Genomic DNA, 23,638 nt, shown 5'->3' with positions numbered 1-23,638 from the left:
GGTTGCCGGGCGCGGACGGCTAACGTCTGGGGCCATGGTCACGTTCGGGGGGACCGGCGTGATGCTGCTCGGCATCGGCGTCGCGGGGTTGGTCTGCTGCCTCGTCGCGCTCGTCCTGGCCCGCCCGCTCGGCTGGATCTCCGCGATCGCCATCGCCGGCCTCGTCTGGTCGGTCGTGGTGATCGCGCTGGTCACCCTGGTGCCCACCTCCCCCGACACCGGCTTCGTGCCCGCCGAGACCCGGATGACGACCTGCTCCTGGGACATCGGCGGCCCGGCCCCCGACGGCTTCTGGATCTTCCAGTCCGGCCAACGCACGCTCAACACCGCCCTGTTCGTGCCCTCGGGCGCACTGCTGGTCGTCGCCGTGGCCCGCTGGCGGGCTGGCTGGCTGCTCGCTCCCGCCGGACTGCTCGGACTGGCCGCCTACTCGGCCCTCATCGAGAAGACCCAGCTCGAGCTCGCCCGGATCGACCGCGCCTGCGACGTCACCGACATCATCGACAACGCGACCGGAGCGGCGATCGGGGCGGTCCTGGGGCTGGTGGCCGTGGTCGTGATCCGGGTGGTGTCGTCGCACCCGGCATCCAGGTCGTGATTCGGGCCCGGGGCCGACCCGAATGCCGGGTACGACGGAAGAGCCGGTCCCACCCCAGCTCAGCCCAGCTCCCCGAGCCGCGCCGCCAGGCCCGCTCGGCAGCCCGCCATCATCCGCCGGTGGTTCCACTCCAGCAGCCACCGCCCGCCGTACGACGCCAGGGCGAGCAGCCCGCCCACGCTGACCTCCTGCGCGAAGTCCAGCCGGGTCCGGCCGGGCTCGCCGCTCAGCGTGAACCGGGCGTAGCCGTCGAGGTCGCCGCCGATCGCGACCTCCACCACCGGCGGGGTGCGGGAGACGGCGTCGAGGACCAGGTCGAGGGTGTAGGGCAACGTCGACCGGCAGCGCACCCAGGCGGTGTCGGGGCCGAGCTTGGCGACCGCGCGGACCTGGGGCCACCAGCGCGGGTAGTGCTCGAGGTCGACGAGCGCCGCGGCCACCTCGTCCACGGGCGCGTCGACCACCCAGGTGTCGGCGAAGACGAAGGACCGGCGCACGGGATCATCCTGCACCGAGCAACACTGGGGACATGCCGACCTGCACGATCGCCGAGGCCGCCGAGTCGCTGGGCCTGACGGCCGACACCCTGCGCTACTACGAGAAGGACGGGCTGCTGCTGCGGCCGGTGCCGCGCGACACCAGCGGCCACCGGCGCTACGACGAGGCCGACCTGCGCTGGGTCGAGCTGGTCACCCGGCTGCGGGCGACCGGCATGCCGATCCGCCAGGTCCGCCAGTACGCCGACCTGGTGCGCGCGGGCGCCGGCAACGAGGAGGAGCGGCTGGCCCTGCTCCAGGACCACCGCGCGCAGGTGCTGCGCCAGCTCGCCGAGGTCCAGGCGCACCTGAGCGCCATCGAGCACAAGATCGACCTCTACACCGGCTGCGTCCTGGAGCGCACGGCTTGACCTGGAGCGCACTCCAAGGAGTTGGCTGGTCCCCATGACGAACTCGACCCGCACCCTCGGTACGACGTCCCCGCTCACCGTCTCCGCCCTCGGCCTCGGCTGCATGGGCATGTCGGAGTTCTACGGAGCCCCCGACGAGGCCGCCGGAATCGCGACCATCCACCGCGCCCTCGACCTCGGCATCACCTTCCTCGACACCGCCGACATGTACGGCCCCTTCATCAACGAGCAGCTCGTCGGCAAGGCGATCGCCGGCCGCCGCGACGAGGTCCAGCTGGCGACCAAGTTCGGCAACGAGCGCCTCCCCGACGGCACCCGGGTCGGGGTCAACGGCCACCCCGACTACGTGCGCCGCGCCTGCGACGCGAGCCTGCAGCGCCTGGGCGTCGACCAGATCGACCTCTACTACCAGCACCGTGTCGACAAGACGGTCCCGATCGAGGACACGGTCGGCGCGATGAAGGAGCTGGTCGAGGCCGGCAAGGTGCGCCACCTCGGGCTCTCGGAGGCCTCGCCCGAGACCATCCGGCGCGCGCACGCCGTGCACCCGATCACCGCGCTGCAGACCGAGTACTCGCTGTTCACCCGCGACCTCGAGGACGCGATCCTGCCGACCCTGCGCGAGCTCGGGATCGGGCTGGTCCCCTACTCCCCGCTGGGCCGCGGCCTGCTGACCGGCGCGATCACCGACACCCCGGCCGACGGCGACAGCCGCGCCACGGCGTACTTCCCGCGCTTCCAGGGCGACAACCTGGCGACCAACCTGGCCCTGGTCGACAAGATCCGGGAGATCGCGACGCGGCACGGGTGCACCCCCGGCCAGCTCGCGCTCGCTTGGGTGCTCGCCCAGGGCGACGACGTGGTGCCGATCCCCGGCACCAAGCGGATCCCCTATCTCGAGGAGAACGCCGGCGCGCTCGACGTCGACCTCACCGCCGACGACCTGGCGGCCCTCGACGCGGCCGTGCCGCGCGACGCCGTCGCCGGTGAGCGGTACGGCGACATGAGCACCATCGACGCCTGACCCGGCTACCGTGGCCCGGTGACCACGCCTGACACCGACGTCCTGCTCGCCCGGGCCCAGTCCTGGCTGGCCGAGGATCCCGACGCCCAGACCCGCGACGAGCTGGTCCGGGTGATCGCGGCGGTCGAGGCCGGCGACGCCGACGCGCGCGCGGACCTCGCCGACCGCTTCCACGGCACCCTCGAGTTCGGTACGGCGGGCCTGCGCGGCGCGCTCGGCGCCGGCCCCAACCGGATGAACCGGCTCGTCGTGCTGCGCGCGGCGGCCGGACTGGCGGCCTACCTGCGCGACACCGGGAGCGCCCCCGGCAGCCCCGTCGTGATCGGCTACGACGCCCGCCACAACTCCGACGTGTTCGCCCGCGACACGGCCGAGGTGATGGCCGGCGCGGGCCTCAGGCCGCTGCTCCTCCCCCGCCCGCTGCCGACGCCGCTGCTGGCGTTCGCGATCCGCGAGCTGGGCTGCGCGGCCGGCGTCATGGTGACCGCGAGCCACAACCCGCCGCAGGACAACGGCTACAAGGTCTACCTCGGCGACGGCAGCCAGATCGTGCCGCCCGCCGACACCGAGATCGCCGCGCGGATCGCAGCGGTCGGCAACCTGGAGTCGATCGTGCGGCTGCCGCTGGAGACGACGGGCGGCCGGGTCCTCGACGACGGGATCGTAGACGCCTATCTCGACACCGTCGCCGCGATCGCCGGTGACGGTCCCCGCGACCTCACCATCGTCTACACGCCGCTGCACGGCGTCGGCGGCGGCGCGCTCCCGACCGTGCTGGAGAACGCCGGCTTCGCGACGCCGCAGGTCGTCGCCGAGCAGGAGGCGCCCGACCCGGACTTCCCGACCGTCGCCTTCCCCAACCCGGAGGAGCCGGGCGCCATCGACCGCGCGATCGCGCTGGCCGAGCGCACCGACGCCGACCTGGTCATCGCCAACGACCCCGACGCCGACCGGTGCGCGGCCGCCGTCCCCGGGCCCGACGGCTGGCGGATGCTGCGCGGCGACGAGGTGGGCGCGCTGCTCGCCGACCACCTGCTCCGGGCCGGGCGCGCCGGTGTCTACGCCACCTCGATCGTGTCCTCGTCCCTGCTCGGCACCATGGCCGCCGCGGCCGGCCAGCCGTACGCCGAGACGCTGACCGGCTTCAAGTGGATCGGCCGGCTGCCGGACCTGGTGTTCGGCTACGAGGAGGCGCTCGGCTACTGCGTCGACCCGGTGCACGTCGCCGACAAGGACGGCGTCTCCGCGGCGCTGCTGCTGTGCGAGATCGCCGCCGAGGCCAAGGCCGCCGGCCGCGGCCTGCCCGACCTGCTCGACGACATCGCCGTCGCCCACGGGCTGCACGCCACCGACCAGCTCTCGGTCCGGGTCACCGACCTGGCCGAGATCGCGGCCGCGATGGAGCGGCTGCGCGGCACGCCGCCCACCACGCTCGGCGGCTCGGAGGTCACCAGCGCCGACGACCTCACCGCGGGCTCGGCCGCACTGCCGCCCACCGACGGGCTGCGCTACCGCACCGCCGACGGCAGCCGGGTCGTCGTCCGGCCGAGCGGCACCGAGCCCAAGCTCAAGTGCTACCTCGAGGTCGTCGTGCCGGTCGTCGACGGCGACGTCGCCACGGCCCGGGCCGAGGCGGCGACCCGGCTCACCGCGCTGCGGGCCGACATCGCCGCCGCGGCGGGGATCTGAAGGCGGCCCGGCTCAGCTGATCGAGACGGCGTCGACCACGAAGACCAGGGTCTCGTCGGGGGCGACGCCGTTGCCGCCCTCGCCGTAGCCGAGGTCCGGCGGAATCACGAGCAGGCGGCGGGTGCCCTGCTGGATGCCGAGCAGGCCCTGGTTCCAGCCGTCGATGACCGGGGCGTTGCCGAGGTTCTCGAGCGGGAAGGTCTCGCCGCGCTCGAAGGAGCTGTCCAGCACCTGCTTGTCGGACCAGGTGACCAGGTGGTAGTTGGTCTCGACCGTGGCGCCGGCCTCCGCGGCCGGGCCGGTGCCGGTGACCAGGTCCTTGCTGAGCAGGGTGGCCGGCGGCGTGCAGTCGTCGGGGATGGTGACGCTCGGCGTGCTGCCGAAGTCGCCCTCGACCTGGATGTCGTCGACCGTGCACTCGGCGGTCGGGGCGGACGAGTCGGAGGAGTCGGAGGAGTCGGTCGGGGCGGCCGAGGAGGAGTCGGCGGCCTTCTCCTCCCCGTCGTCGCCACACGCACTGGTGGCGAGCACGGACAGCGACAGGAAGGTGGCGGCGACGAGCCGGGCACGGGTCTGCATGGGGTGCAGCCTACGAACGAGGCGAAGCGTCAGCCGACCAGGGCCAGCACGACGGTCGCCACCGTGAGCACGCCCAGGGCCGTGATCTCGGGCCACGCCCAGGCATGGCGGACCTCGGGGGCCGCGTCGTCCGTCGTACGACGCTCGCGGGCCGCCGCGGCTCGGCGCTCGACCTTGTCCTCGATCAGCCAGGCCGTGGACCGCTTCTCCAGGGGCGTGTCGTGGGCGGCCCGGCCGTCCTGGCGGATGGTGCGGCGGGTGCGGCCGAAGCCGCTGCCGACGTAGCGCTGCTCGCCGACCCGCACGACGGTCACCTGGGCGATCTCGACGCCGGTGATGAGGGCGAAGGGCACCCAGCGGCTGTGCAGCACGTTGCGCAGCTCGAGCTCGTCGCGGTGCAGCCGGATCGCCGGCCGGACCAGGACCAGGTAGGCCAGCAGGCCCAGCAGCAGGCAGAACGGGTAGGCCCACGGTGCGAAGCCGGCCTCGTCGTCGACCAGCCCGTAGACCAGGACGGCGAGCGCCAGCGCCATTCCGATCAGGCCCACGACCAGACCGCCCGAGCTGTAGCGCTCAACCTTGTCGACACCTTCGTTCTGCACGCTTCCAACCCTATGCTGACGAGCATGCCGACCACCGCCCCCGCCGATCCCGCCCCGGGACTCGCGGCGTACTCCGAAGTGACCGCGAGCGAGGCCTCGCTGCGCCGGTTCCTCCACGGCCTCCCCGGCGTCGACCAGGTCGGCGCGGAGGCGCGTGCGGCCGGTCTCGGGACCCGCTCGATCAAGACGACCGCCAAGGAGTGGGCTCTCGACCTCGCCATCCGGATGGTCGACCTGACCACCCTCGAGGGCCAGGACACCCCGGGCAAGGTCCGCGCGCTGGCCAACAAGGCGCTGCGCCCCGACCCCGCCGACCCGAGCTGCCCGTCGGTGGCGGCGGTGTGCGTCTACGGCGACCTGGTGGGCGAGGTGAAGGCGATCGTCGGCTCCGAGGTCAATGTCGCGGCCGTCGCCACGGCCTTCCCGAGCGGCCGGGCCTCGATGGAGGTCAAGCTCGCCGACACCCGCGACGCGGTCGCCAACGGCGCCGACGAGATCGACATGGTCATCGACCGGGGGGCCTTCCTCGCCGGCCGCTACCTGCAGGTGTTCGAGGAGATCGTGGCGACCCGCGAGGCGTGCGTGCGCCCCGACGGCTCCCACGCCCACCTCAAGGTGATCTTCGAGACCGGCGAGCTGCAGACCTACGACAACGTGCGCCGCGCCTCCTGGCTGGCGATGCTCGCCGGCACCGACTTCATCAAGACCTCCACCGGCAAGGTGCAGCCGGCCGCGACCCTGCCCGTCACGCTGGTGATGCTCGAGGCGGTGCGCGACTTCCGCGAGGCGACCGGCGTCCAGATCGGCGTGAAGCCGGCCGGCGGCATCCGCACCGCCAAGGACGCGATCAAGTACCTCGTGATGGTCAACGAGATCGCCGGCGACGACTGGCTCGACCCGGACTGGTTCCGCTTCGGCGCCTCCACGCTGCTCAACGACCTGCTGATGCAGCGCACCAAGCTGACCACCGGCCGCTACAGCGGTCCCGACTACTTCACCCTGGACTGATCATGGCCTTCGAGTACGCCCCCGCACCCGAGTCGCGGAGCATCGTCGACATCAAGCCGTCCTACGGCCTGTTCCTCGACGGCGAGTTCGTCGACGGCCGCGGGTCGTCGTTCAAGACGGTCAACCCGGCCACCGAGGAGACGCTCGCCGAGATCGCCGAGGCGTCCGACGCCGACGTCGACCTCGCGGTCCGGGCCGCGCGTCGTGCCTTCCGCGGCTGGTCGCGGATGTCGGGCAAGGAGCGGGCCAAGTACCTGTTCCGGATCGCCCGGATCATCCAGGAGCGGGCCCGCGAGCTCGCCGTCCTGGAGTCGATCGACAACGGCAAGCCGATCAAGGAGAGCCGCGATGTCGACGTACCCGTCGTCGCGGCGCACTTCTTCTACTACGCCGGCTGGGCCGACAAGCTGGCGTACGCCGGCCTGGGCCCCAACCCCCAGCCGCTCGGCGTCGCCGGCCAGGTGATCCCGTGGAACTTCCCGCTGCTCATGCTGGCGTGGAAGGTCGCCCCGGCGCTGGCCTGCGGCAACACCGTCGTCCTCAAGCCCGCCGAGACCACGCCGCTGACGGCGCTGCTGTTCGCGGAGATCTGCCAGCAGGCCGACCTGCCGCCGGGCGTCGTCAACATCGTCACCGGCGCCGGCGCCACCGGCCAGGCCGTGGTCTCCCACCCCGACGTCGACAAGGTCGCCTTCACCGGCTCCACCGCGGTCGGCAAGGCCATCGCCCGCGCCATCGCCGGCACCGACAAGAAGGCCACCCTGGAGCTCGGCGGCAAGGCCGCCAACATCGTCTTCGACGACGCCCCCATCGACCAGGCGGTCGAGGGCATCGTTGGCGGCATCTTCTTCAACCAGGGCCATGTCTGCTGCGCGGGCTCGCGGCTGCTGGTCCAGGAGTCGGTGGCCGACGAGGTGCTGGCCCGGCTCAAGCGCCGGATGGGCACGCTGCGCGTCGGCGACCCGCTCGACAAGAACACCGACATCGGCGCGATCAACTCGCGCGAGCAGCTCGAGCGGATCCGCGAGCTCTCCGACATCGGCGAGGCCGAGGGCGCCGAGCGCTGGGCGCCGGCGTGCGACCTGCCGTCGTCGGGCTTCTGGTTCCCCCCGACGATCTTCACCGGCGTCACCCAGGCCCACCGGATCGCCCGCGAGGAGGTCTTCGGCCCGGTGCTGTCGGTGCTCACCTTCCGCACCCCCGCCGAGGCGGTCGAGAAGGCCAACAACACGCCCTACGGGCTCTCCGCGGGCGTGTGGACCGAGAAGGGCTCCCGGATCCTCCACATGGCCTCGCAGCTGCGGGCCGGCGTGGTGTGGGCCAACACCTTCAACAAGTTCGACCCGGCCAGCCCGTTCGGCGGCTACAAGGAGTCCGGCTACGGCCGCGAGGGCGGGCGCCAGGGCCTCGCCGCCTACCTGAAGGAGGCCGGAGCCTGATGGCCCGCATCGACGTACGCAAGACCTACAAGCTCTACATCGGCGGCGCCTTCCCGCGGTCCGAGTCGGGCCACTCCTACGAGGTCACCGACAGCAAGGGGAAGTTCGTGGCCAACGCCTCCCTCGCCTCGCGCAAGGACGTCCGCGACGCGGTCGTCGCCGCGCGCAAGGCGTTCGGCTCCTGGTCGTCGCGGACGGCCTACAACCGCGGCCAGATCCTCTACCGGATCGCCGAGGTGATGGAGGACCGCCGTCCGCAGTTCGAGGAGGCCGTGCGCCAGTCCGAGGGCGTCTCCGCCGCGGTCGCGCGCGGCCAGGTCGACGCCGCCGTCGACCGCCTGGTCTGGTACGCCGGCTGGGCCGACAAGCTCGCCCAGGTGATCGGCAACGCCAACCCGGTCGCCGGCCCGTACTTCAACCACACCGCGCCCGAGCCGACCGGTGTCGTCGGCGTGCTCGCGCCGCAGTCGTCGTCCCTGCTCGGCCTGGTCTCGACCGTGGCCCCGGTCATCGTCACCGGCAACGTCGCGGTGGTCGTGTCGTCGTACGAGCGGCCGCTCCCCGCCGTGACCTTCTCCGAGGTGCTCGCCACGTCCGACGTGCCCGGTGGGGTGGTCAACATCCTCACCGGCGACGCCGTGACGCTCGGGCCGTGGCTGGCCGCCCACATGGACGTCAACGCGATCGACCTGTGCGGCGTCGCCGGCGACCCGGAGCTCGCCACCTCGCTCGAGGTCGCCGCCGCCGACAACCTCAAGCGGGTCCGCCGCGCCCCCGACGCGGAGCCGGACTGGGCCGAGGAGCCTGGCCTGTCGCCCATGACCGCGTTCGTGGAGCAGAAGACGGTCTGGCACCCGATCGGGGTGTGAGCTTCGAGTCGGGCGGGCGGCGCGTCGGACCGCTGTAACACGCTGTCCACCTGACCACCTGGCGGTTGTCAGCAGAAACGGGGTCGGATCTGGCCGATCTGTGCGGACAACTGACACCCAGTCAGGCGGACAGCGTGTTACAGCGATCGCGCCCAGCCCCAGCCCGGACGGCGACTACTGCGGCAGCACCGCCCGCATCACCCGCAGCGTGTTCCCACCCATGATCGCGGCGATCTGGTCCGGGTCGTAGCCCCGGTCGACCAGCTCCTGGGTGATCGCGGCGAGGTGGCTGGTGTCCCAGCCGACGGTCGTGGCGCCGTCGTAGTCGCTGCCGAGGGCGGCGGTCTCCAGGCCGCCGACCTGGACGACGTGGTCGATCGCGTCCACGACGGCCTTCGTGGTCAACGAGCAGACGGCGGCGTCCCAGTAGCCGACTCCGACGACCCCTCCGGTGGCGGCGACGCCGCGGATCTCGTCGTCGGTGAGGTTGCGGTTGACGTCGCAGGTCGCCTGGACGCCGCCATGGCTGAGGACGACCGGCCTGGTCGCCGTCGCGAGCACCTCGGCGACGGTCTGGTGGCTGGCGTGGGCGATGTCGACGATGATCCCGCGGCGCTCCATCTCGGCGAAGACCCGCCGGCCGAGGTCGGTCAGCCCGCCCTTCTTCTCGCCGTGCATGGAGCCGGCGACCTCGTTGTCGAAGAAGTGGGTGAAGCCGGCCATCCGCATGCCGGCGTCATAGAGCCGGTCGAGGTTGTCGAAGTCGCCTTCGAGGTTCTGCAGGCCCTCGACCGAGAAGAGTGCGCCGGTGACCTGCGTGCCGGCCTCGCGGTCGGCGACCAGCCGGTCGAGGTCGCTGCGGGAGCGGACCAGGCGCAGCGCGCCCTTCGAGTCGCGGGCGGCCTTCCGCAGCTTCTCGGCGTGGTAGAGCGAGCGCTGCAGCAGCGACCGCCAGGTGCGTGGCGGCTGGAGCTGCGCGAAGGTGAGCAGGGTGATGTTGTCGCTGTCGGCCGAGTTGCTGTCGTAGTTCTGGCCCTTCGGCGACTTCGACACCGACGAGAAGACCTGCAGCGCGACGTTGCCGTCCTCCAGCCGCGGCAGGTCCATGTGTCCTCGCCCGGAGCGGTCCAGGAGGTCACGGTCCCACATCAGCGTGTCGGAGTGCATGTCGACGATCTCCAGCGAGTCGTGCAGCGCCTGCGTCGGCGCGGAGACCTCCGGGAGCTCGGCCGGTTCGACCTTGTTCATCCCGTTCTCCACGATCCGCGGCGCGAAGGTGAAGAAACCCACCGCCGCCACGACCACCAGGACCACCAGACCCACCGACGTACGACGTAGCCAGCGCCGCCCTCCCCTGCCCTCACCCATGCCGGGCAGGTTACGGCAGACTCGACCCCCATGACCTCCCGTGCCCGCGTGATCGTGCTCGCCGGCCCGTCCGGGGCGGGCAAGTCCCGGCTCGCCGAACGCTGCGCGAAGGCGTTCGGCTGGCCGACGCTGCGCCTCGACGACTTCTACCGCGACGGCGACGCGCCCGGCCTGCCCCTCATCGCCGACGGCGCCAACGCGGGCCTCGTCGACTGGGACCACCCCGGCACCTGGAGCCACGAGGACGCGCTCGCCGCCCTCGAGCAACTGTGTACGACGGGCGCCACCGAGGTGCCGACGTACTCGATCTCCGAGAGCCGGCGCACGGGCAGCCAGCGCCTCGAGCTGGGTGGCGCGACCCGGTTCTGCGCGGAGGGCATCTTCGCGACCGAGATCGTCGAGGAGTGCCGCCGGGCCGGCCTGCTCGCGACGGCGTACTGCATCACCCAGCACCCGGCGCTCACCTTCTGGCGCCGGCTGACGCGCGACCTGCGCGAGCACCGCAAGCCACCGTTGGTGCTCGTCCGACGAGGCCTGGCGCTGGCCCGGGCGCAGCGCCAGATCGTGCGCCGGGCGACCGCGGTGGGCTGCCGGGTCGCGACCGGCGACCGGGCCTTCACCGAGCTGCGCGAGGCGCGCGACCAGGAGGGCGACCATGCGGTGGCCGGCTGACCTCGCGCCCAGCAGCCTGCGTCAGCCCGACGCCCGCAGCTGCGGCGCGGCGAGCGTGCTCGGCGCCCGCGCCCTGCTGACGTCGTGGCGACCGGAGGATCCCGAGCACGACATCACCGAGGAGCACCGCCTGCTCACCTCCTCGCGCAGCCCTCGCGACCGCTTCCAGCTGCCGTGGCCGCGCGCCCTCGGCACCCCGCCCTGGGCGGTCGCCAACGCGCTGCGGGCGCTGAGCGGCGAGCAGGTCGCGACGGTGTTCGTGCGCCCCCGCTCCGCGATCGGGTACGACGTGCTGCGCGAGCAGCTGCGCAGCCGTCCGGTCGCGGTCTACCTCGGCAGCCGCTGCCTGCCCCGCCACGTGGTGCTCGCGGTGCGCGCGAGCGCCACCGGGGTCGAGGTGTTCGACCCGGCGCACGGGCGGCTGATCGACGTCCCCGCCGAGAACTGGGCCGGCCAGCGGGTCGGCGTCGCCGGCTGGAACTACTTCTGGTTCGTGGTCTGAGCCGCGTACCACGGCTTGATGGTCTCGGTGATCAGCCGGTACCGCTCGTCGTAGGGGATGAACGCCGACTTCATCGCGTTGACGGTCAGCCACTCCATCTCGGCCCAGCCGTAGTCGAAGGTCTCGGCGAGCAGCCCGAACTCCCGGCTCAGCGAGGTCCGGCTCATCAGCCGGTTGTCGGTGTTGACCGTGACCCGGAAGCGCAGCGACGCGAGCAGCCGGATCGGGTGCTCGGCGATCGACGGCGCGGCCCCGGTCTGGACGTTGGACGATGGGCACATCTCGAGCGGGATCCGCTTGTCCCTGACGTACGACGCCAGCCGGCCCAGCTGCGCGACGCCCGCGTCGTCGACCTTGATGTCGTCGACGATCCGCACGCCGTGGCCGAGCCGGTCGGCGCCGCACCACTGCACCGCCTCCCAGATCGACGGCAGGCCGAAGCCCTCGCCGGCGTGGATGGTGAAGTGGGAGTTCTCGCGCTGGAGGTACTCGAAGGCGTCGATGAACCGGGTGGGCGGGTAGCCCGCCTCGGGGCCGGCGATGTCGAAGCCGACGACGCCGCGGTCGCGCCAGGCGATGGCGAGCTCGGCGATCTCCATGGCCCGGGCGGCCTGGCGCATCGCGGTGAGCAGGTGGCGCACGATGATCCGGCCCCCGGCCGCGGCCATGCCCTCCTCGAAGCCCTGCTGGACCGCGGCGACGACCTCCTCGAGGTCGAGGCCGGACTCGACGTGGAGCTCGGGGGCGTAGCGGATCTCGGCGTAGACGACGCCGTCGGCGGCGAGGTCCTCGACGCACTCGCGGGCCACCCGGGTCAGCGCCGCGGCGGTCTGCATGACGCCGACGGTGTGGGCGAAGGTCTCCAGGTAGCGCTCCAACGAGCCGGAGTCGGCGGCCTCCGCGAACCACCGCGCGAGCGCGTCGGTGTCGGTCGCGGGCAGGGCGTGGCCGACCCCGGCGGCGAGCTCGATGATGGTGGCCGGCCGCAGCCCGCCGTCGAGGTGGTCGTGGAGAAGCACCTTGGGCGCAGCCCGCAGCAGGTCCTCCGGAAGGCCGCGTGTAGGTTCCATGACCGAATCCTAGTGACGAGGCACGAGAGCCAGGAGCAAGAAGCATGCGGGTCTTCACCACCTTCGACGAGCTGATCGCCGCCAACGGCGAGGTGCTCGGCACCGGCGACTGGGTCGAGATCACCCAGGAGCGGGTCGACCAGTTCGCCGAGGCCACCGGTGACCACCAGTGGATCCACGTCGACGTGGCGAAGGCGAAGGACGGCCCGTTCGGCGGCACCATCGCCCACGGCTACCTGACCGTCTCGCTCATCCCGTGGCTCGGCGACTCGGTCTTCGCCCTGGAGACCCCGGGCGCCAAGCTCAACTACGGCATCAACAAGGTGCGTTTCCCCAACCCGGTGCTGGTCGGCAAGCGGATCCGGCTCACGGTCACCCTGGCCGACGTCAGCGAGCTCGCCAGCGGCTACCAGGTCACCCTCAAGCACGTCATCGACATCGAGGGCGAGGACAAGCCCGCCGCGGTCGCGGAGACCGTGGTGCTGCTCCTGCCCTGAGCGGCCCCGATCTCTTGGCAACACCTGCCATGCTCCCCGGCGGCCGTCGTCACTAGGGTCGGACCATGTCCGCGCCGCTTGACGACGTCCTGGTCCTCGACCTCACCCGCGCCCTCGCCGGCCCCCATGCGGCGATGATGCTCGGCGACCTCGGAGCCCGGGTGATCAAGGTCGAGAGCCCGACCGGCGACGACACCCGGACCTGGGGGCCGCCGTTCGTCGACCCCGCGGAGGGCGAGCGCGAGTCCACGTACTTCCTCTCGGCGAACCGCAACAAGGAGTCGATCACCCTCGACCTCAAGGACCCCGCCGACCAGGACGTGCTGGCGCGGCTGGTCGAGCGCGCCGACGTGCTGATGGAGAACTTCCGGGTCGGCGTCCTGGACCGCCTCGGCTTCCCGGTCTCCCGGCTCCACGAGCTCAACCCGCGGCTGATCGTGCTGCAGATCACCGGCTTCGGCCACGACGGCCCGGAGGCGACCCGCTCGGGCTTCGACCAGATCGCCCAGGGCGAGGGCGGGCTGATGTCGCTGACCGGCCTCACCGAGCCCACCAAGGTCGGCGTGCCGATCGCCGACCTGCTCGCCGGCATGAACGGCGCGTACGGCGTGGTCTCTGCCCTCTACGAGCGCGAGCGCACCGGCCGCGGCCGCGTCGTGCACACCTCGCTGCTCGCCGGCATGGTCGGCGTGCACGCCTTCCAGGGCACCAAGTGGACCGTCGCCAAGGAGGTCCCCGGCCTGGCCGGCGGTCACCACCCGTCGATCACGCCGTACGGCATGTTCGCCACCGCGACCGCGCCGGTGCAGATCGCGTGCGGGTCGGAGAAGCTGTGGCACGCACTGTGCGCCGAGCTCGGCATCGACCCCGCGCGCGAGGGGATGGCGACCAACCCCGAGCGGGTCCGCAACCGCGACGCGGTGATCGCGCTCATCGAGGAGCTGCTCGCCCCGCTCGACGCCGAGGACGTGCTCGCGCGCCTCGACAAGGCCGGCGTGCCGGCCGGCAAGGTGCGCTCCCTCGACGACGTCTACGCCTGGGAGCAGACCCGCTCCCAGGGCCTGCTCATCGACGTCGAGCACTCGACGCTCGGCGACATCCAGCTGCCCGGCCCGACCCTGCGCTTCGACGACAACGCGTACGCCGGCGGCCGCGAGCGGCACGTCGCGCCGCCCACGCTGGGCCAGCACAACGACGAGATCCGGGAGTGGCTCGGCCTCGCCTGACCAGCGTGCTCAGGCGTCGGCGACCGCCAGCCGCGCCTTGAGCAGCGGGATCGCGGGATGGCGCAGCCGGCCCTCGCGCCCGAGCTCGGCGAGGCAGGCCTCCAGCACCGCGGTGTCGTAGGGCGCCAGCTCGCTGTAGTGGAGGACCGCGTCGGGCTGGGGGTCGGCGAGCAGCGCCTCGCGGACCGCGACGGCGACGTACTCCCCCATCTCGACCAGCGCCGGGCTCTCGGTGCCGGGCAGCAGGTCGCCGCCGTAGGCCTCGACGGCGGCGGCGACGTCGCCGCGGCGGAGCAGGGCGAGCACGTGGTCGACGTCGGTCGCGATCGGCATCAGGAGTCGATAGGGACGCGAGGCGAGCTGGCCAGACAGCGCGGCGCGCAGGTGGGAGACCTCGGCCTTGAGGGTGGAGAAGGTGACCGCGTGGTCGCCGTAGAGCATGGCGTGCAGCTGGTCGAGCGAGAGACCGTCGGGGTGGAGCGCGAGCAGCGAGAGGATCTCGGTCTGGCGCCGGTTGAGCAGCAGCCGCTGGCCGTCGACCCGGGCCTCGGCGGTGCCGAGCAGGCTGAGCACCAGGCCCGGCTCGCTGGTCTCCTCGGGCGGTGGGGCGCTGTCGTAGAGGTGGGTGCGCGGCAGCGCACCCTCGACCAGCCGGGCCAGCACCCGGGCGGTGGCCAGGCCGATCGGGTGGGTGCGCTCCCAGGTGGTGGAGATGTCGAGGACGCCCAGCTTGGCGCCGCTGACCGGGTCGTGGACCGGCGCGGCCCAGCACACCCAGTTGTGGACGATCGGGGCGTAGTGCTCGGCGCTGAACACCATCGCCGGGCGGTCCAGCCGGTTGGCCAGGTCGAGCGCGTTGGTGCCGACCGAGCGGTCGTCCCAGCGCCCACCCGGCACGAAGTTGACCGTCTCTGCCTTGCGCCGCATCACCCGGCCGCCGTAGGTCCACAGCACCCGGGTGTCGGGGTCGGTGACGGCGAGCACCAGGTCGCCGTCCTCGGCGGTGCGGCGCAGCTCCTCCTCGACCCGCTCGACGGCGATCTGGAGCGGCGAGCCCTGCCAGAAGGAGCGGGTCTCGGACTCGTCGGCGAGCGGCGCCTGGATCACGTCGCGCGCGACGGAGGCCCCCGAGCGGGTCCAGCTGTCGAGGATCTCGGGACGCACCTGGGTCAGGGCGCCGTCGCCCTCCTCCACCCACGTGGTCCAGGCGGCGAGCGCGCGCCGCCGACGCTGGTCGAGCTCGTCCATGAGCGAACCCTACTCCGAGAGTGTGAGCCCGATCACGCGTGGATGCGACCGCTCAGCGCGCCCAGCGGCTCACCCGAGCCGCCCCACCGCCCCGCGACGATCTCGGCGGCGATGCTGATGGCCGTCTCCTCCGGCGTACGCGCGCCGAGGTCGAGGCCGATCGGGCTGTGCAGCCGGGCCAGCTCGGCCTCGGTGACACCCGCCTCGCGCAGCCGCTCCATCCGGTCGTCGTGGGTACGCCGCGAGCCCATCGCGCCGACGTAGCCGACCTCGGGCAGGCGCAGCGCCACCTCCAGCAGGGGCACGTCGAACTTGGGGTCGTGGGTGAGCACGGCGATCACGGTGCGGGCGTCGACCCGGCCGGCCTCCAGCTCGGCGGCGAGATAGCGGTGCGGCCACTCGACGACCACCTCGTCGGCGCCGGGGAACCGGCTGGTCGTGGCGAACACCGGCCGCGCGTCGCAGACCGTCACGTGGTAGCCCAGGAAGCCCCCGACCCGGGCCACGGCCGCGGCGAAGTCGATGGCGCCGAACACCAGCATCCGCGGCGCCGGCGCGAACGCCCACACGAACACCCGCATCCCCTCGCCCCGGCGCTCGCCGTCGGGTCCGTAGGACAGGGTGCCGTTGTGGCCCGCGGCGAGCAGGCCGAGCGCGTCGTCGCGCACGGCGTCGTCGATGCGTCGGCTCCCCAGCGATACTCCCTGCTCAAAAGCACCATTTTCCTGCTTCTCCTGGTGCTTTTGGGCCGGGACTATCGCATCGGGACGGATGACCACCCGCCGGCCGACGTACGCCGGGTCGGGGTGGTCGACGACGGTGGCGACCGCGACCGGCCGGCCGGCGTCGATGTCGGCCGCGATGGCGCCGAGCTCGGGAAAGGTCTCCCGGCTGACCCGCTCGACGTAGACGTCGAGGATGCCGCCGCAGGTCAGGCCGACCGCGAACGCGTCGTCGTCGGAGACGCCGTAGCGCTGCAGGGTGGGCGTCCCGGAGGCGGTGACCTCCAGGGCCAGGTCGTAGACCGCGCCCTCGACGCAGCCGCCCGACACCGAGCCGACCGCGGACGCGTCCGGGCCGACCAGCATCGAGGCCCCCGGCGGGCGCGGGGCGGAGCGGAAGGTGGCCACGACCGTGCCCATCCCGATCGTCTCCCCCGCCTCCCACCAGGCGAGCAGCTGGGGCAGGACCTCACGCACGGCGTACCTCCTCGAGCAGGTCGGCGAATGTCGCCAGCGAGTGGCCGGCGAGGAAGGCGTCGACATGGGGCAGGACGGCGACGATCCCCTGCTGCACCGGGGCATAGCCGTCCTTGCCCCGGTGGGGGTTGACCCAGACGACCTTGTGGGCGAGCCGGTGCAGCCGGTCGACCTGCTCGGCCAGCAGCGCGGTGTCGCCGCGCTCCCAGCCGTCGCTGAAGATCACCACGACCGCGCCCCGAGCCATGCCCCGGCGGCCGTGCCGGTCGACGAACGCCTTCAGGGTCTCACCGAGCCGGGTGCCGCCCGACCAGTCCGGTACGACGTCGCCCGCCGCCGCGATCGCCCGGTCCGGGTCGCGGCGCTTCAGCGCCCGGGTCAGGTGCGTGAGCCGGGTGCCGAGGCTGAACACCTCGACGCCGGGACCCGCGTTGACGACGCGGTGCGCGAGGCGGAGCAGCGCGTCGGCGTACCCGCTCATCGAGCCGGACACGTCGACCAGCAGCACCACGCGACGCGGCCGGGTGGTGCGCCGGCGGCGGTGGATCTCGGCCGGCTCGCCCATCCGCCGCAGGCTGGCCCGCAGGGTCCGGGAGGCATCGACGCCGCCGCGGCGGTGCGGCGTCCGGCGGGCCGTCGGCCGGGTCGGCAGGCTCACCCGGAGGGTGCCGAACATGCCCGCCAGCCGGGCCCGCTCGGCCGGGTCCATGGTCGCGACGTCGCGGTGGCGCAGCACCTCGATCACGCTGGCGGCGGCCTTGATCGGGTCGTCGTCCTCGTCCGGCCCGCTTCCGGAGGCGGACTGCTCGTCGGGCAGCAGGCTCGCCGTCGGCTGCTGCCGTTCGGTGCGCGGTCGCACGGTCGGCGTGGTGTTGTCGCGGTGGAACCACTCGTCGAACACCCGGTCGTGGCGCTCCAGGTCCTCCGGGGTCGCGCACAGGGTCGCGCGCCCCGCGGCCCAGGTCGCCGTACGGTCGCCGAGCCCGACCAGGGCGACCGCGTCGAGGTAGGCCCGGGTCCGGTCCTGGGTGACGGGCACACCGGCCGCCCGCAGCGCCGTCGCGAAGCCGAGCAGGATCTCGTCGGGCTGATGGGTCAGGGTCGCGGTGGTCATCGCGCGAGCATCCGGTCGAGCGCGGCACGCACCCGCTCGGCGTCGTCGCGGTGCTTGACCAGCGCGCCGAGGGTGCGCGCCGCGATCTCGACGTCGAGCTCGGAGGTGCCGAGATGCTGCAGGGCGCGCGCCCAGTCCAGGGTCTCGGCGACGCCGGGCGGCTTGAGCAGGTCGGTGCCGGCCCGCAGCTGCTGCACGACCTCCACCACCTGCTGAGCCAGGGCCGCGCTGACCTCGGGCGCCCGGCTGCGCACGATCGCGACCTCCCGGTCCAGGCCCGGGTGGTCGATCCAGTGGTAGAGGCAGCGTCGCTTGAGCGCGTCGTGCAGCTCGCGGGTGCGGTTCGACGTCAGCACCACCGTGGGCGGCGTGGCCGCCTGCACCGTCCCCAGCTCGGGGATGGTGACCTGGAAGGTCGACAGCACCTCGAGCAGGAACGCCTCGAACTCGTCGTCGGCCCGGTCGACCTCGTCGATCAGCAGCACCGCCGGACTCTGCTGCAGCGCGGCCAGCACCGGCCGCGCGAGCAGGAAGCGCTCGTCGTACAGGCTCTTCTCGGCCTCCTCGACGTCACCCTTGGTCGCGTCCGACAGCGCCTCCAGGGCGCGCAGGTGCAGGATCTGGCGCGGGAAGTCCCAGTCGTAGAGCGCCTGGGTCGCATCGATCCCCTCGTAGCACTGCAGCCGGATCAGCGGCCGGTCCAGGGTCTGCGCGATCGCCTCGGCCAGCGCGGTCTTGCCGGTGCCGGGCTCGCCCTCGAGCAGCAGCGGGCGCGACATCTCCAGCGACAGGAAGAGGACCGTCGCGAGCTCCTCGTCGCAGAGGTACCCCGTCTCCTCCAGCCGGCGGGCGAGATCGGCGACGCGGGTGTCCATGACCTCAAGGCTAGAACCCGGTCGTTGGCGGGAGGTTGGCAACTGTTGCCGAAGTGCCGGGTTGCTCATCGCCGATCGACGTCGGCGCCGGTGGCGAGATCGCCACACTCGACCAGCGCGACCTCGTGCGCGGCGAGGTAGGCCCGCGCACCCTGGTCGCCCACCGCGCTCCGCGCCACCCCCTCCCAGTGCTCGCGACCGATGAGGACCGGGTGACCCGGGCGACCGTCGTACGACGCCCGGGCGAGGGCGGCGGCGTCGTCACCGGCGGCGAGCACCCGGGCGACCACCGCCGCCGTGACGTCCGGCAGGTCGACGAGATGGACGAGCGCCGCGTCCCCGGTGAGCGCGGCGAGGCCGGCGGCCAGCGAGGCGCCCATGCCCGTGGACCAGTCGGCGGAGCGGACCACCGTCACCCCGGGGAGGCCGGCGAGCAGCGGCGCGGCCTGGTCCGCGCCGGCACCGAGCACCACCACCACCTCCGGGCAGCCGCCGTCGACCAGCACCCGGACGGAGCGGGGCAGCCAGGGACCGGCCTCGTCGTGGACCAGGGCCTTGGGCAGGCCCATCCGGCGGCCGGCGCCGGCGGCGAGGAGGAGTCCGGTCGTCGTCACGCTCCGACCCTGTCACATCGGCCGGCGCCCGGACCGACTTGCAGAATATGTAGACCGGTCTATTCTTGATCTATGGCATCCAAGGGAGACCTGACGAAGGCACGGCTCGCCGAGTCCATGCTCGAGCTCATCCAGACCAGCGGCTACAGCGGCACCGGCCTCAACGCCGTGATCGACCACGCCGCGGCCCCCAAGGGGTCGATCTACTTCCACTTCCCCGACGGGAAGGAGGGGCTGGGCATCGCGGCCGTCGAGCTCGCGGCCGAGCGGTTCCAGACACTGATCGCCGACGCCGCGCTCTCCGCGGGCGGCCCCGCCGAGGCTGCTCGCGCCGCGATCGAGACGCTGGCGAGCATCGTCAGCGAGAGCGGCTTCCGGCTGGGCTGCCCGGTCTCGGTGGTCACCTTGGAGATGGGGGCGGAGAGCGAGCGGCTGCGGCAGGCCTGCGCCAGCGCCTTCGAGTCGTGGATCGCGCCCACGGCGTCCCTCCTCGAAGCCAGCGGACTCGGCGCGGACGACGCCCGGTCCCTCGCGACGGTCGTCGTCTCGACCATCGAGGGGGCGGTCATCGTCTCGCGCGCCATGCAGAGCACCCAGCCGCTGGCGGCCGCCGCCGACGTGGTCGCCGATCTCATCGACCAGCGCTGCCCGACCACGGGAGGGACCCGATGATGCCGTCCACCCCCGCCCGGCACGCCCTGGTCTTCGGGGCCTCGGGCCTGATCGGCCGCCACCTGGTCCTCACCCTCGCGCAGGCCGGCGCCGACGTCACCGTCGCGGTCCGGACCGCCGAGTCCGGCGCGCGCACCGAGCGGTGGCTCCGCGACCACGGCCTGACCCAGGCGATCCGTACGGCGATCGTCGACTTCGGCGCCGCCGAGATCCTCGCCGGCGGCGCGGCCGCCTTCCCCGACGTGACCGAGATCCACAACTGCGCCGGGTCCTTCCAGTTCGGGATGAGCGCCGACGAGGCGCGCAGGGTGAACGTCGGCATCGTCGAGAGGCTCATCGACTTCGCCGCCGACCTCCCCGCCCTTCGACGCGTCGTGCACGTCTCCGGCTACCGCGTCGGCGGTCAGGACCCGTCGCTGGTCCCGTGGTCCGACGAGCACCGCGCGGCGGTGTACGCCGAGCTCGGCGGCTACGAGGCCTCGAAGGTGGAGTCCGACGCGATCTTCCAGGCCCGGGCCCAGGAGCGCCGGGTTCCCTGGACCATCGTCAACCCGGCCAGCGTGATCGGCGACAGCGAGACCGGCGAGTCCGACCAGCACATCGGCCTGGCGACCACCATCGAGCAGGTCTGGGACGGCACCGCGGCCGCGCTGCCCGCGGGCTCATCCACCTTCCTCCCGGTCCTCACCGTCGACTACCTCGCCGCGATCATGGCCGCGGCGGCGGTCGACCCGACGGCGGTGGGCCAGGCCTACTGGGTCCTCGACGACGACACCCCGCCGCTGGCCGAGCTCCTCACCCACGTCGGCCGTCACCTCGGCGCGAAGGTCCCGCGGCTGCGGATCCCGGTCGGCGTGATCAAGAGGCTCCCGGCCCGGATCACCAAGGCGGACCCCGAGACGCTCGGCTTCCTGTCGTCCGACCGCTACCCGACCGCACCCATGATCGAGCTCGCCGAGCGCCACGGGATCCGGATGCCCGACGTACGGCTGTCCCTCGAACGTTGGGCCGACCACCTCGCCGCCCATCGCTTCGGCGCCGTCACGACCGGCGGTCGCCGCTTCGTCACCGCGGGTGGCGTGCGGACCTTCGAGCTCGGCACACCAGGCTCTGGCCGGGTGATCCTCCCGGGCCTGCCGGTGAACGCCGACACCTGGGCCGAGGTCGCGTCGGGCATCGACGCCCGCGCCGTCGACCTGCCCGGTCTCGGCCTCAGCGACGGCATCGGCGTACCGGACTGGGAGCGTTGGCTGCCGGCCGTGCTGGCGGAGTCGAGCGACCTCGTCGGGCACTCCATCGGTGCGGCCGCGGCGGTCGTCGCCGCCGACCAGCACCCGACGCGGGTGGCCTCCCTCACCCTGGTCGCGCCCTTCTTCCTGCAAGGCCCCTCGGGTGCCGCGACCCGACTGCGACCGCTCGTGCGCACCTACCTCCGACACACCGACCCGGCCCGGCTCTCCCGCCAGCTGACCGGCTCCGAGGCGAGTGCGGGCGCTCTGGAGTCCAGCGTCGGCGATCTCCGGCGACGCACCGCCGGACGGGTGGCCGTGCAGCTCGCCCTCGCGGGATCGGAGCGGTGGCGCGCCGAGCTGCGGGAGGCACTCGGGCGGTTCCGTGGCCCGATCCGGATCATCACCGGCAGCGAGGACCCCCTCTCCCCCGACGTGGTCGAGGAGCTCGGGTCACGGCCGAACGTGGAGCTGGTCACGGTGGCGGGCGCCGGGCATCATCCACAGCTGACCCACGGTGCGGCCCTCGTCGAATTGCTCGCCGCGCCCGCCGCTCGACGCACCACCTAGGGTGTGTCTCCCAAGTCGGCGCCGTCGCGAGCGGCGTTTCCGGCCGATCTGGCAGGCGGCGGAGCGATGTCGTGCCGGATCGCCCTTCGAGCGACGCCAACGCAGCCAGATCGAGTCGGAAACGTCGCGCAGCAGGCGGGGACTTGGGAGACACGTCCTAGTCGGCGCGAACCCGTCGCGTGTCGTAGGCCCACATCGCGATCTCGACCCGGTTGCGCGCACCGAGCTTGGTCATCAGCGAGGCGACGTGGGACTTGACCGTGCTCAGGCCGACGAAGAGCTCGGTGGCGATCTCGGCGTTGGTCCGGCCCCCGGCGACCAGGGCGAGCACCTCCTCCTCGCGCTCGGTGAGCGGATCGACGGGCTGGGCCGGCACCACCGGTGACCGGTCGGCGAAGGTCGCCAGCAGCCGACGGGTGACATTGGGGGCGATCAGGGCGTCCCCCTTGGCCGCCGCGTGCACGGCCTGGACCAGGAGCTCCGGCCCGGCGTCCTTGAGCAGGAAGCCGCGGGCACCCGCGCGCAGCGACCCCACGACGTACTCGTCGATGTCGAAGGTGGTGATCACCACGACCGCCATCGGGTCGGCCACGTCGGGTCCGGCCATCCGCCGGGTCACCTCGACGCCGTCGAGCCCGGGCATCCGGATGTCGACGAGGAGCACGTCGGGACGCAGCCGGGTCGCCAGCTCGACCGCGGCGAGCCCGTCGGCGGCCTCCCCCACGACCTCGATGTCGGGGTGCGCGCCGAGGATCATCACCAGGCCGGTGCGGACCAGGTCCTGGTCGTCGGCGACGACGACGCGGATGCTCATGCCAGCACCTCCGCCGGCAGCACGGCCTCGACCACCCAGCCTCCCTCCGGCCCCGGCCCCGCGGAGAGGGAGCCGCCGAGGAGCTGGGCCCGCTCGGCCATGCCGAGCAGGCCGAATCCCGGCGCCGGCGCCGGTCCCGGCTCGTGCCGGCCGTCGTCGCTGACCCGCAGCCGCACCGCGTCGCCCTCCCAGCGGACGTCGATCCCGACGCGGGTGGCGTGCCGGGCGTGACGTACGGCGTTGGTCAGCGACTCCTGCGCCAGCCGGTAGACCGCCGCGTCGACGGGTCGCGCCAGTCGGGTCAGCGCGCCGTCCGAGGAGCCGTCGAGCGACACCTCGACGGTCGGCGTCCGGTCGGCGCGCGCCAGGGCCGGCAGGTCCGCGACGCCGCGCTGCGGCTGGTAGGTGGCCGCCTCGGGCTCCCGCAGCACGCGCACCATCGTGCGCATCTCCGCCAGCGTCCGCGACGCCTCGGACTCGATCGAGGCCAACACCTCGGCCGCCTTGTCGGGCTGGAAGGCGGCGACCACGCGACCGGCCTGCGCCTGCACCGCGATCGCCGAGACGTGGTGGGCCACGATGTCGTGCAGCTCCCTCGCCAGCGCGACCCGCTCCTGGTTGCGGATCTCACGCTGTTGCCGGTGCCAGAGGTCCGCGCGGTAGCGGAACACCGCCGCCAGGGCGACGCACAGCAGCAACAGGACGCTCCCGCCGAAGATGTCGGCCCAGCCCGCGGAGGCGGCGTACATCCCGAGCGCGACGACGGCGGCGACGAACGTCGTGCCCCAGGCCAGCTCGCGTCCCGAGCCCCACCGCACCAGGGCGTAGAGCAGGATCAGGTCGGCCATCATGGAGTAGGGGCCGAGGTCCCCGGAGCCGGTGGCCAACTGGAGGAGCGAGAGCAGTCCGGCGACGCCCCAGCCCAGCAGGACGGCGGCCAGGGGCCAGCGGCGGCGCCAGAGCAGCGCGGGCAGCAGCGCCAGGGCGAGCACCGTCACCAGCGGCCGCCAGGTCAGGTCCGGCCGGGCCACGGCCTCGATCGTGAGGGCGAGCGCGAAGGCACCCGCCAGGGCGCAGTCGAGTCGCCCGACGGGCGCGGCGTCAGCGGGCCGCGGCTCGTCGACGATCGAGCGCCGGACGGTGACCACGGCCCCAGCCTAGGGATCGATGCGGCTCGGCGTACCCGCCGAAAGTACGAGACCGACGTCCTGCCATCGGCCGGGTCGACGTCGGCCTCGCGGCCGATGCGACCG

The 23,638-nt window shown here is 73.1% G+C and carries 25 protein-coding genes; 13 read left to right on the top strand and 12 right to left on the bottom strand.

Features of this window, described 5'->3' with window-relative positions:
• The first annotated feature begins 34 nt into the window (after positions 1 to 34).
• The gene (locus JOD66_RS20760) at positions 35 to 598 is read left to right on the top strand and encodes a VanZ family protein (protein WP_204838706.1); all 564 of its coding nucleotides are present in this window, start codon (positions 35 to 37) and stop codon (positions 596 to 598) included.
• A gap of 59 nt (positions 599 to 657) precedes the next feature.
• Here JOD66_RS20760 and JOD66_RS20755 read toward each other — a convergent pair whose 3' ends face one another.
• The gene (locus JOD66_RS20755; protein ID WP_204838705.1) at positions 658 to 1,095 is read right to left on the bottom strand and encodes an SRPBCC family protein; all 438 of its coding nucleotides are present in this window, start codon (positions 1,093 to 1,095) and stop codon (positions 658 to 660) included.
• A 32-nt stretch (positions 1,096 to 1,127) separates the two neighbouring features.
• Here JOD66_RS20755 and JOD66_RS20750 point away from each other — a divergent pair, with 32 nt between their 5' ends.
• From JOD66_RS20750 to JOD66_RS20740, 3 genes are read left to right on the top strand one after another with little or no spacing between them, the layout of a single operon-like run.
• Positions 1,128 to 1,505 carry a MerR family transcriptional regulator gene (locus JOD66_RS20750; protein WP_204838704.1) on the top strand — a complete coding sequence of 126 codons (378 nt, stop codon included), beginning with the start codon at positions 1,128 to 1,130 and terminating at the stop codon, positions 1,503 to 1,505.
• Positions 1,506 to 1,539: 34 nt separating this feature from the next.
• Positions 1,540 to 2,529, top strand: a complete 990-nt coding sequence (locus JOD66_RS20745; RefSeq protein WP_204838703.1) for an aldo/keto reductase — start codon at positions 1,540 to 1,542, stop codon at positions 2,527 to 2,529.
• 18 nt (positions 2,530 to 2,547) lie between these two features.
• Positions 2,548 to 4,218, top strand: a complete 1,671-nt coding sequence (locus JOD66_RS20740; RefSeq protein WP_204838702.1) for a phospho-sugar mutase — start codon at positions 2,548 to 2,550, stop codon at positions 4,216 to 4,218.
• A gap of 12 nt (positions 4,219 to 4,230) precedes the next feature.
• On the opposite strand, the gene JOD66_RS20735 is transcribed toward JOD66_RS20740, so the two are convergent.
• Together JOD66_RS20735 and JOD66_RS20730 are read right to left on the bottom strand one after the other, a co-directional pair.
• Positions 4,231 to 4,797 (bottom strand): FKBP-type peptidyl-prolyl cis-trans isomerase, encoded by a 567-nt coding sequence (locus JOD66_RS20735; protein ID WP_204838701.1) that lies wholly within the window; start codon positions 4,795 to 4,797, stop codon positions 4,231 to 4,233.
• 29 nt (positions 4,798 to 4,826) lie between these two features.
• The gene (locus JOD66_RS20730) at positions 4,827 to 5,399 is read right to left on the bottom strand and encodes a hypothetical protein (protein WP_204838700.1); all 573 of its coding nucleotides are present in this window, start codon (positions 5,397 to 5,399) and stop codon (positions 4,827 to 4,829) included.
• Between the two features lie 24 nt (positions 5,400 to 5,423).
• On the opposite strand from JOD66_RS20730, the gene deoC reads away from it, so the two are divergent.
• From deoC to JOD66_RS20715, 3 genes are read left to right on the top strand one after another with little or no spacing between them, the layout of a single operon-like run.
• Entirely contained in the window at positions 5,424 to 6,407 is a 984-nt protein-coding gene (gene deoC / locus JOD66_RS20725) for a deoxyribose-phosphate aldolase (protein ID WP_204838699.1), read from the top strand.
• Between the two features lie 2 nt (positions 6,408 to 6,409).
• On the top strand, positions 6,410 to 7,846 hold the full coding sequence (locus tag JOD66_RS20720) for an aldehyde dehydrogenase family protein (protein WP_239545365.1): 1,437 nt from the start codon (positions 6,410 to 6,412) through the stop codon (positions 7,844 to 7,846).
• Positions 7,846 to 8,715: an aldehyde dehydrogenase family protein gene (locus tag JOD66_RS20715; protein ID WP_204838698.1), complete on the top strand. Its 870-nt coding sequence runs from the start codon at positions 7,846 to 7,848 to the stop codon at positions 8,713 to 8,715. Before JOD66_RS20720 ends, JOD66_RS20715 begins: the two co-directional genes overlap by 1 nt.
• 174 nt (positions 8,716 to 8,889) lie before the next feature.
• Here the strand turns inward: JOD66_RS20715 and JOD66_RS20710 are convergent, their stop codons facing one another.
• Positions 8,890 to 10,083, bottom strand: coding sequence for a dipeptidase (locus tag JOD66_RS20710; protein WP_204838697.1), 1,194 nt, complete (start codon positions 10,081 to 10,083; stop codon positions 8,890 to 8,892).
• A 30-nt stretch (positions 10,084 to 10,113) separates the two neighbouring features.
• Here JOD66_RS20710 and JOD66_RS20705 point away from each other — a divergent pair, with 30 nt between their 5' ends.
• Together JOD66_RS20705 and JOD66_RS20700 are read left to right on the top strand one after the other, a co-directional pair.
• The gene (locus JOD66_RS20705) at positions 10,114 to 10,755 is read left to right on the top strand and encodes a nucleoside/nucleotide kinase family protein (RefSeq protein ID WP_204838696.1); all 642 of its coding nucleotides are present in this window, start codon (positions 10,114 to 10,116) and stop codon (positions 10,753 to 10,755) included.
• Positions 10,739 to 11,257 carry a hypothetical protein gene (locus JOD66_RS20700; protein WP_204838695.1) on the top strand — a complete coding sequence of 173 codons (519 nt, stop codon included), beginning with the start codon at positions 10,739 to 10,741 and terminating at the stop codon, positions 11,255 to 11,257. Before JOD66_RS20705 ends, JOD66_RS20700 begins: the two co-directional genes overlap by 17 nt.
• Here the strand turns inward: JOD66_RS20700 and JOD66_RS20695 are convergent.
• The gene (locus tag JOD66_RS20695; protein ID WP_204838694.1) at positions 11,236 to 12,327 is read right to left on the bottom strand and encodes an adenosine deaminase; all 1,092 of its coding nucleotides are present in this window, start codon (positions 12,325 to 12,327) and stop codon (positions 11,236 to 11,238) included. The two genes, JOD66_RS20700 and JOD66_RS20695, sit on opposite strands and share 22 nt — an antisense overlap.
• 44 nt (positions 12,328 to 12,371) lie before the next feature.
• Here JOD66_RS20695 and JOD66_RS20690 point away from each other — a divergent pair, with 44 nt between their 5' ends.
• Together JOD66_RS20690 and JOD66_RS20685 are read left to right on the top strand one after the other, a co-directional pair.
• The gene (locus JOD66_RS20690) at positions 12,372 to 12,824 is read left to right on the top strand and encodes a MaoC family dehydratase (RefSeq protein WP_204838693.1); all 453 of its coding nucleotides are present in this window, start codon (positions 12,372 to 12,374) and stop codon (positions 12,822 to 12,824) included.
• 65 nt (positions 12,825 to 12,889) lie between these two features.
• The gene (locus JOD66_RS20685) at positions 12,890 to 14,050 is read left to right on the top strand and encodes a CaiB/BaiF CoA transferase family protein (RefSeq protein WP_204838692.1); all 1,161 of its coding nucleotides are present in this window, start codon (positions 12,890 to 12,892) and stop codon (positions 14,048 to 14,050) included.
• 9 nt (positions 14,051 to 14,059) lie between these two features.
• Here JOD66_RS20685 and JOD66_RS20680 read toward each other — a convergent pair whose 3' ends face one another.
• The 5 genes from JOD66_RS20680 to JOD66_RS20660 all read right to left on the bottom strand — a co-directional run bounded on the left by JOD66_RS20680 (position 14,060) and on the right by JOD66_RS20660 (position 19,100).
• Positions 14,060 to 15,298, bottom strand: coding sequence for a sigma-54-dependent transcriptional regulator family protein (locus JOD66_RS20680; protein WP_204838691.1), 1,239 nt, complete (start codon positions 15,296 to 15,298; stop codon positions 14,060 to 14,062).
• A gap of 32 nt (positions 15,299 to 15,330) precedes the next feature.
• Positions 15,331 to 16,497, bottom strand: coding sequence for an XdhC family protein (locus JOD66_RS20675; protein ID WP_204838690.1), 1,167 nt, complete (start codon positions 16,495 to 16,497; stop codon positions 15,331 to 15,333).
• A complete protein-coding gene (locus tag JOD66_RS20670; RefSeq protein ID WP_204838689.1) occupies positions 16,490 to 17,611 on the bottom strand; it encodes a vWA domain-containing protein in 1,122 nt (373 codons plus the stop codon). The genes JOD66_RS20675 and JOD66_RS20670 overlap by 8 nt, the downstream gene beginning before the upstream one ends.
• The gene (locus tag JOD66_RS20665; RefSeq protein WP_204838688.1) at positions 17,608 to 18,486 is read right to left on the bottom strand and encodes an AAA family ATPase; all 879 of its coding nucleotides are present in this window, start codon (positions 18,484 to 18,486) and stop codon (positions 17,608 to 17,610) included. Before JOD66_RS20665 ends, JOD66_RS20670 begins: the two co-directional genes overlap by 4 nt.
• Positions 18,487 to 18,551: 65 nt before the next feature.
• A complete protein-coding gene (locus JOD66_RS20660) occupies positions 18,552 to 19,100 on the bottom strand; it encodes a nucleotidyltransferase family protein (RefSeq protein ID WP_204838687.1) in 549 nt (182 codons plus the stop codon).
• Positions 19,101 to 19,172: 72 nt separating this feature from the next.
• Here JOD66_RS20660 and JOD66_RS20655 point away from each other — a divergent pair, with 72 nt between their 5' ends.
• A complete protein-coding gene (locus JOD66_RS20655) occupies positions 19,173 to 19,772 on the top strand; it encodes a TetR/AcrR family transcriptional regulator (RefSeq protein WP_204838686.1) in 600 nt (199 codons plus the stop codon).
• Entirely contained in the window at positions 19,772 to 21,571 is a 1,800-nt protein-coding gene (locus tag JOD66_RS20650) for an alpha/beta fold hydrolase (protein WP_204838685.1), read from the top strand. Before JOD66_RS20655 ends, JOD66_RS20650 begins: the two co-directional genes overlap by 1 nt.
• Before the next feature lie 157 nt (positions 21,572 to 21,728).
• On the opposite strand, the gene JOD66_RS20645 is transcribed toward JOD66_RS20650, so the two are convergent.
• Both JOD66_RS20645 and JOD66_RS20640 read right to left on the bottom strand, forming a co-directional pair.
• On the bottom strand, positions 21,729 to 22,385 hold the full coding sequence (locus JOD66_RS20645) for a response regulator (RefSeq protein ID WP_204838684.1): 657 nt from the start codon (positions 22,383 to 22,385) through the stop codon (positions 21,729 to 21,731).
• Positions 22,382 to 23,533: a sensor histidine kinase gene (locus JOD66_RS20640; protein WP_204838683.1), complete on the bottom strand. Its 1,152-nt coding sequence runs from the start codon at positions 23,531 to 23,533 to the stop codon at positions 22,382 to 22,384. Before JOD66_RS20640 ends, JOD66_RS20645 begins: the two co-directional genes overlap by 4 nt.
• Positions 23,534 to 23,638 lie beyond the last annotated feature (105 nt).

It is taken from the genome of Nocardioides nitrophenolicus, from assembly GCF_016907515.1.
Classification (GTDB): domain Bacteria; phylum Actinomycetota; class Actinomycetes; order Propionibacteriales; family Nocardioidaceae; genus Nocardioides; species Nocardioides nitrophenolicus.
The sequence above is the reverse complement of the archived record's forward strand: the minus strand, read 5'-3'. Positions and strand labels throughout refer to the sequence as shown.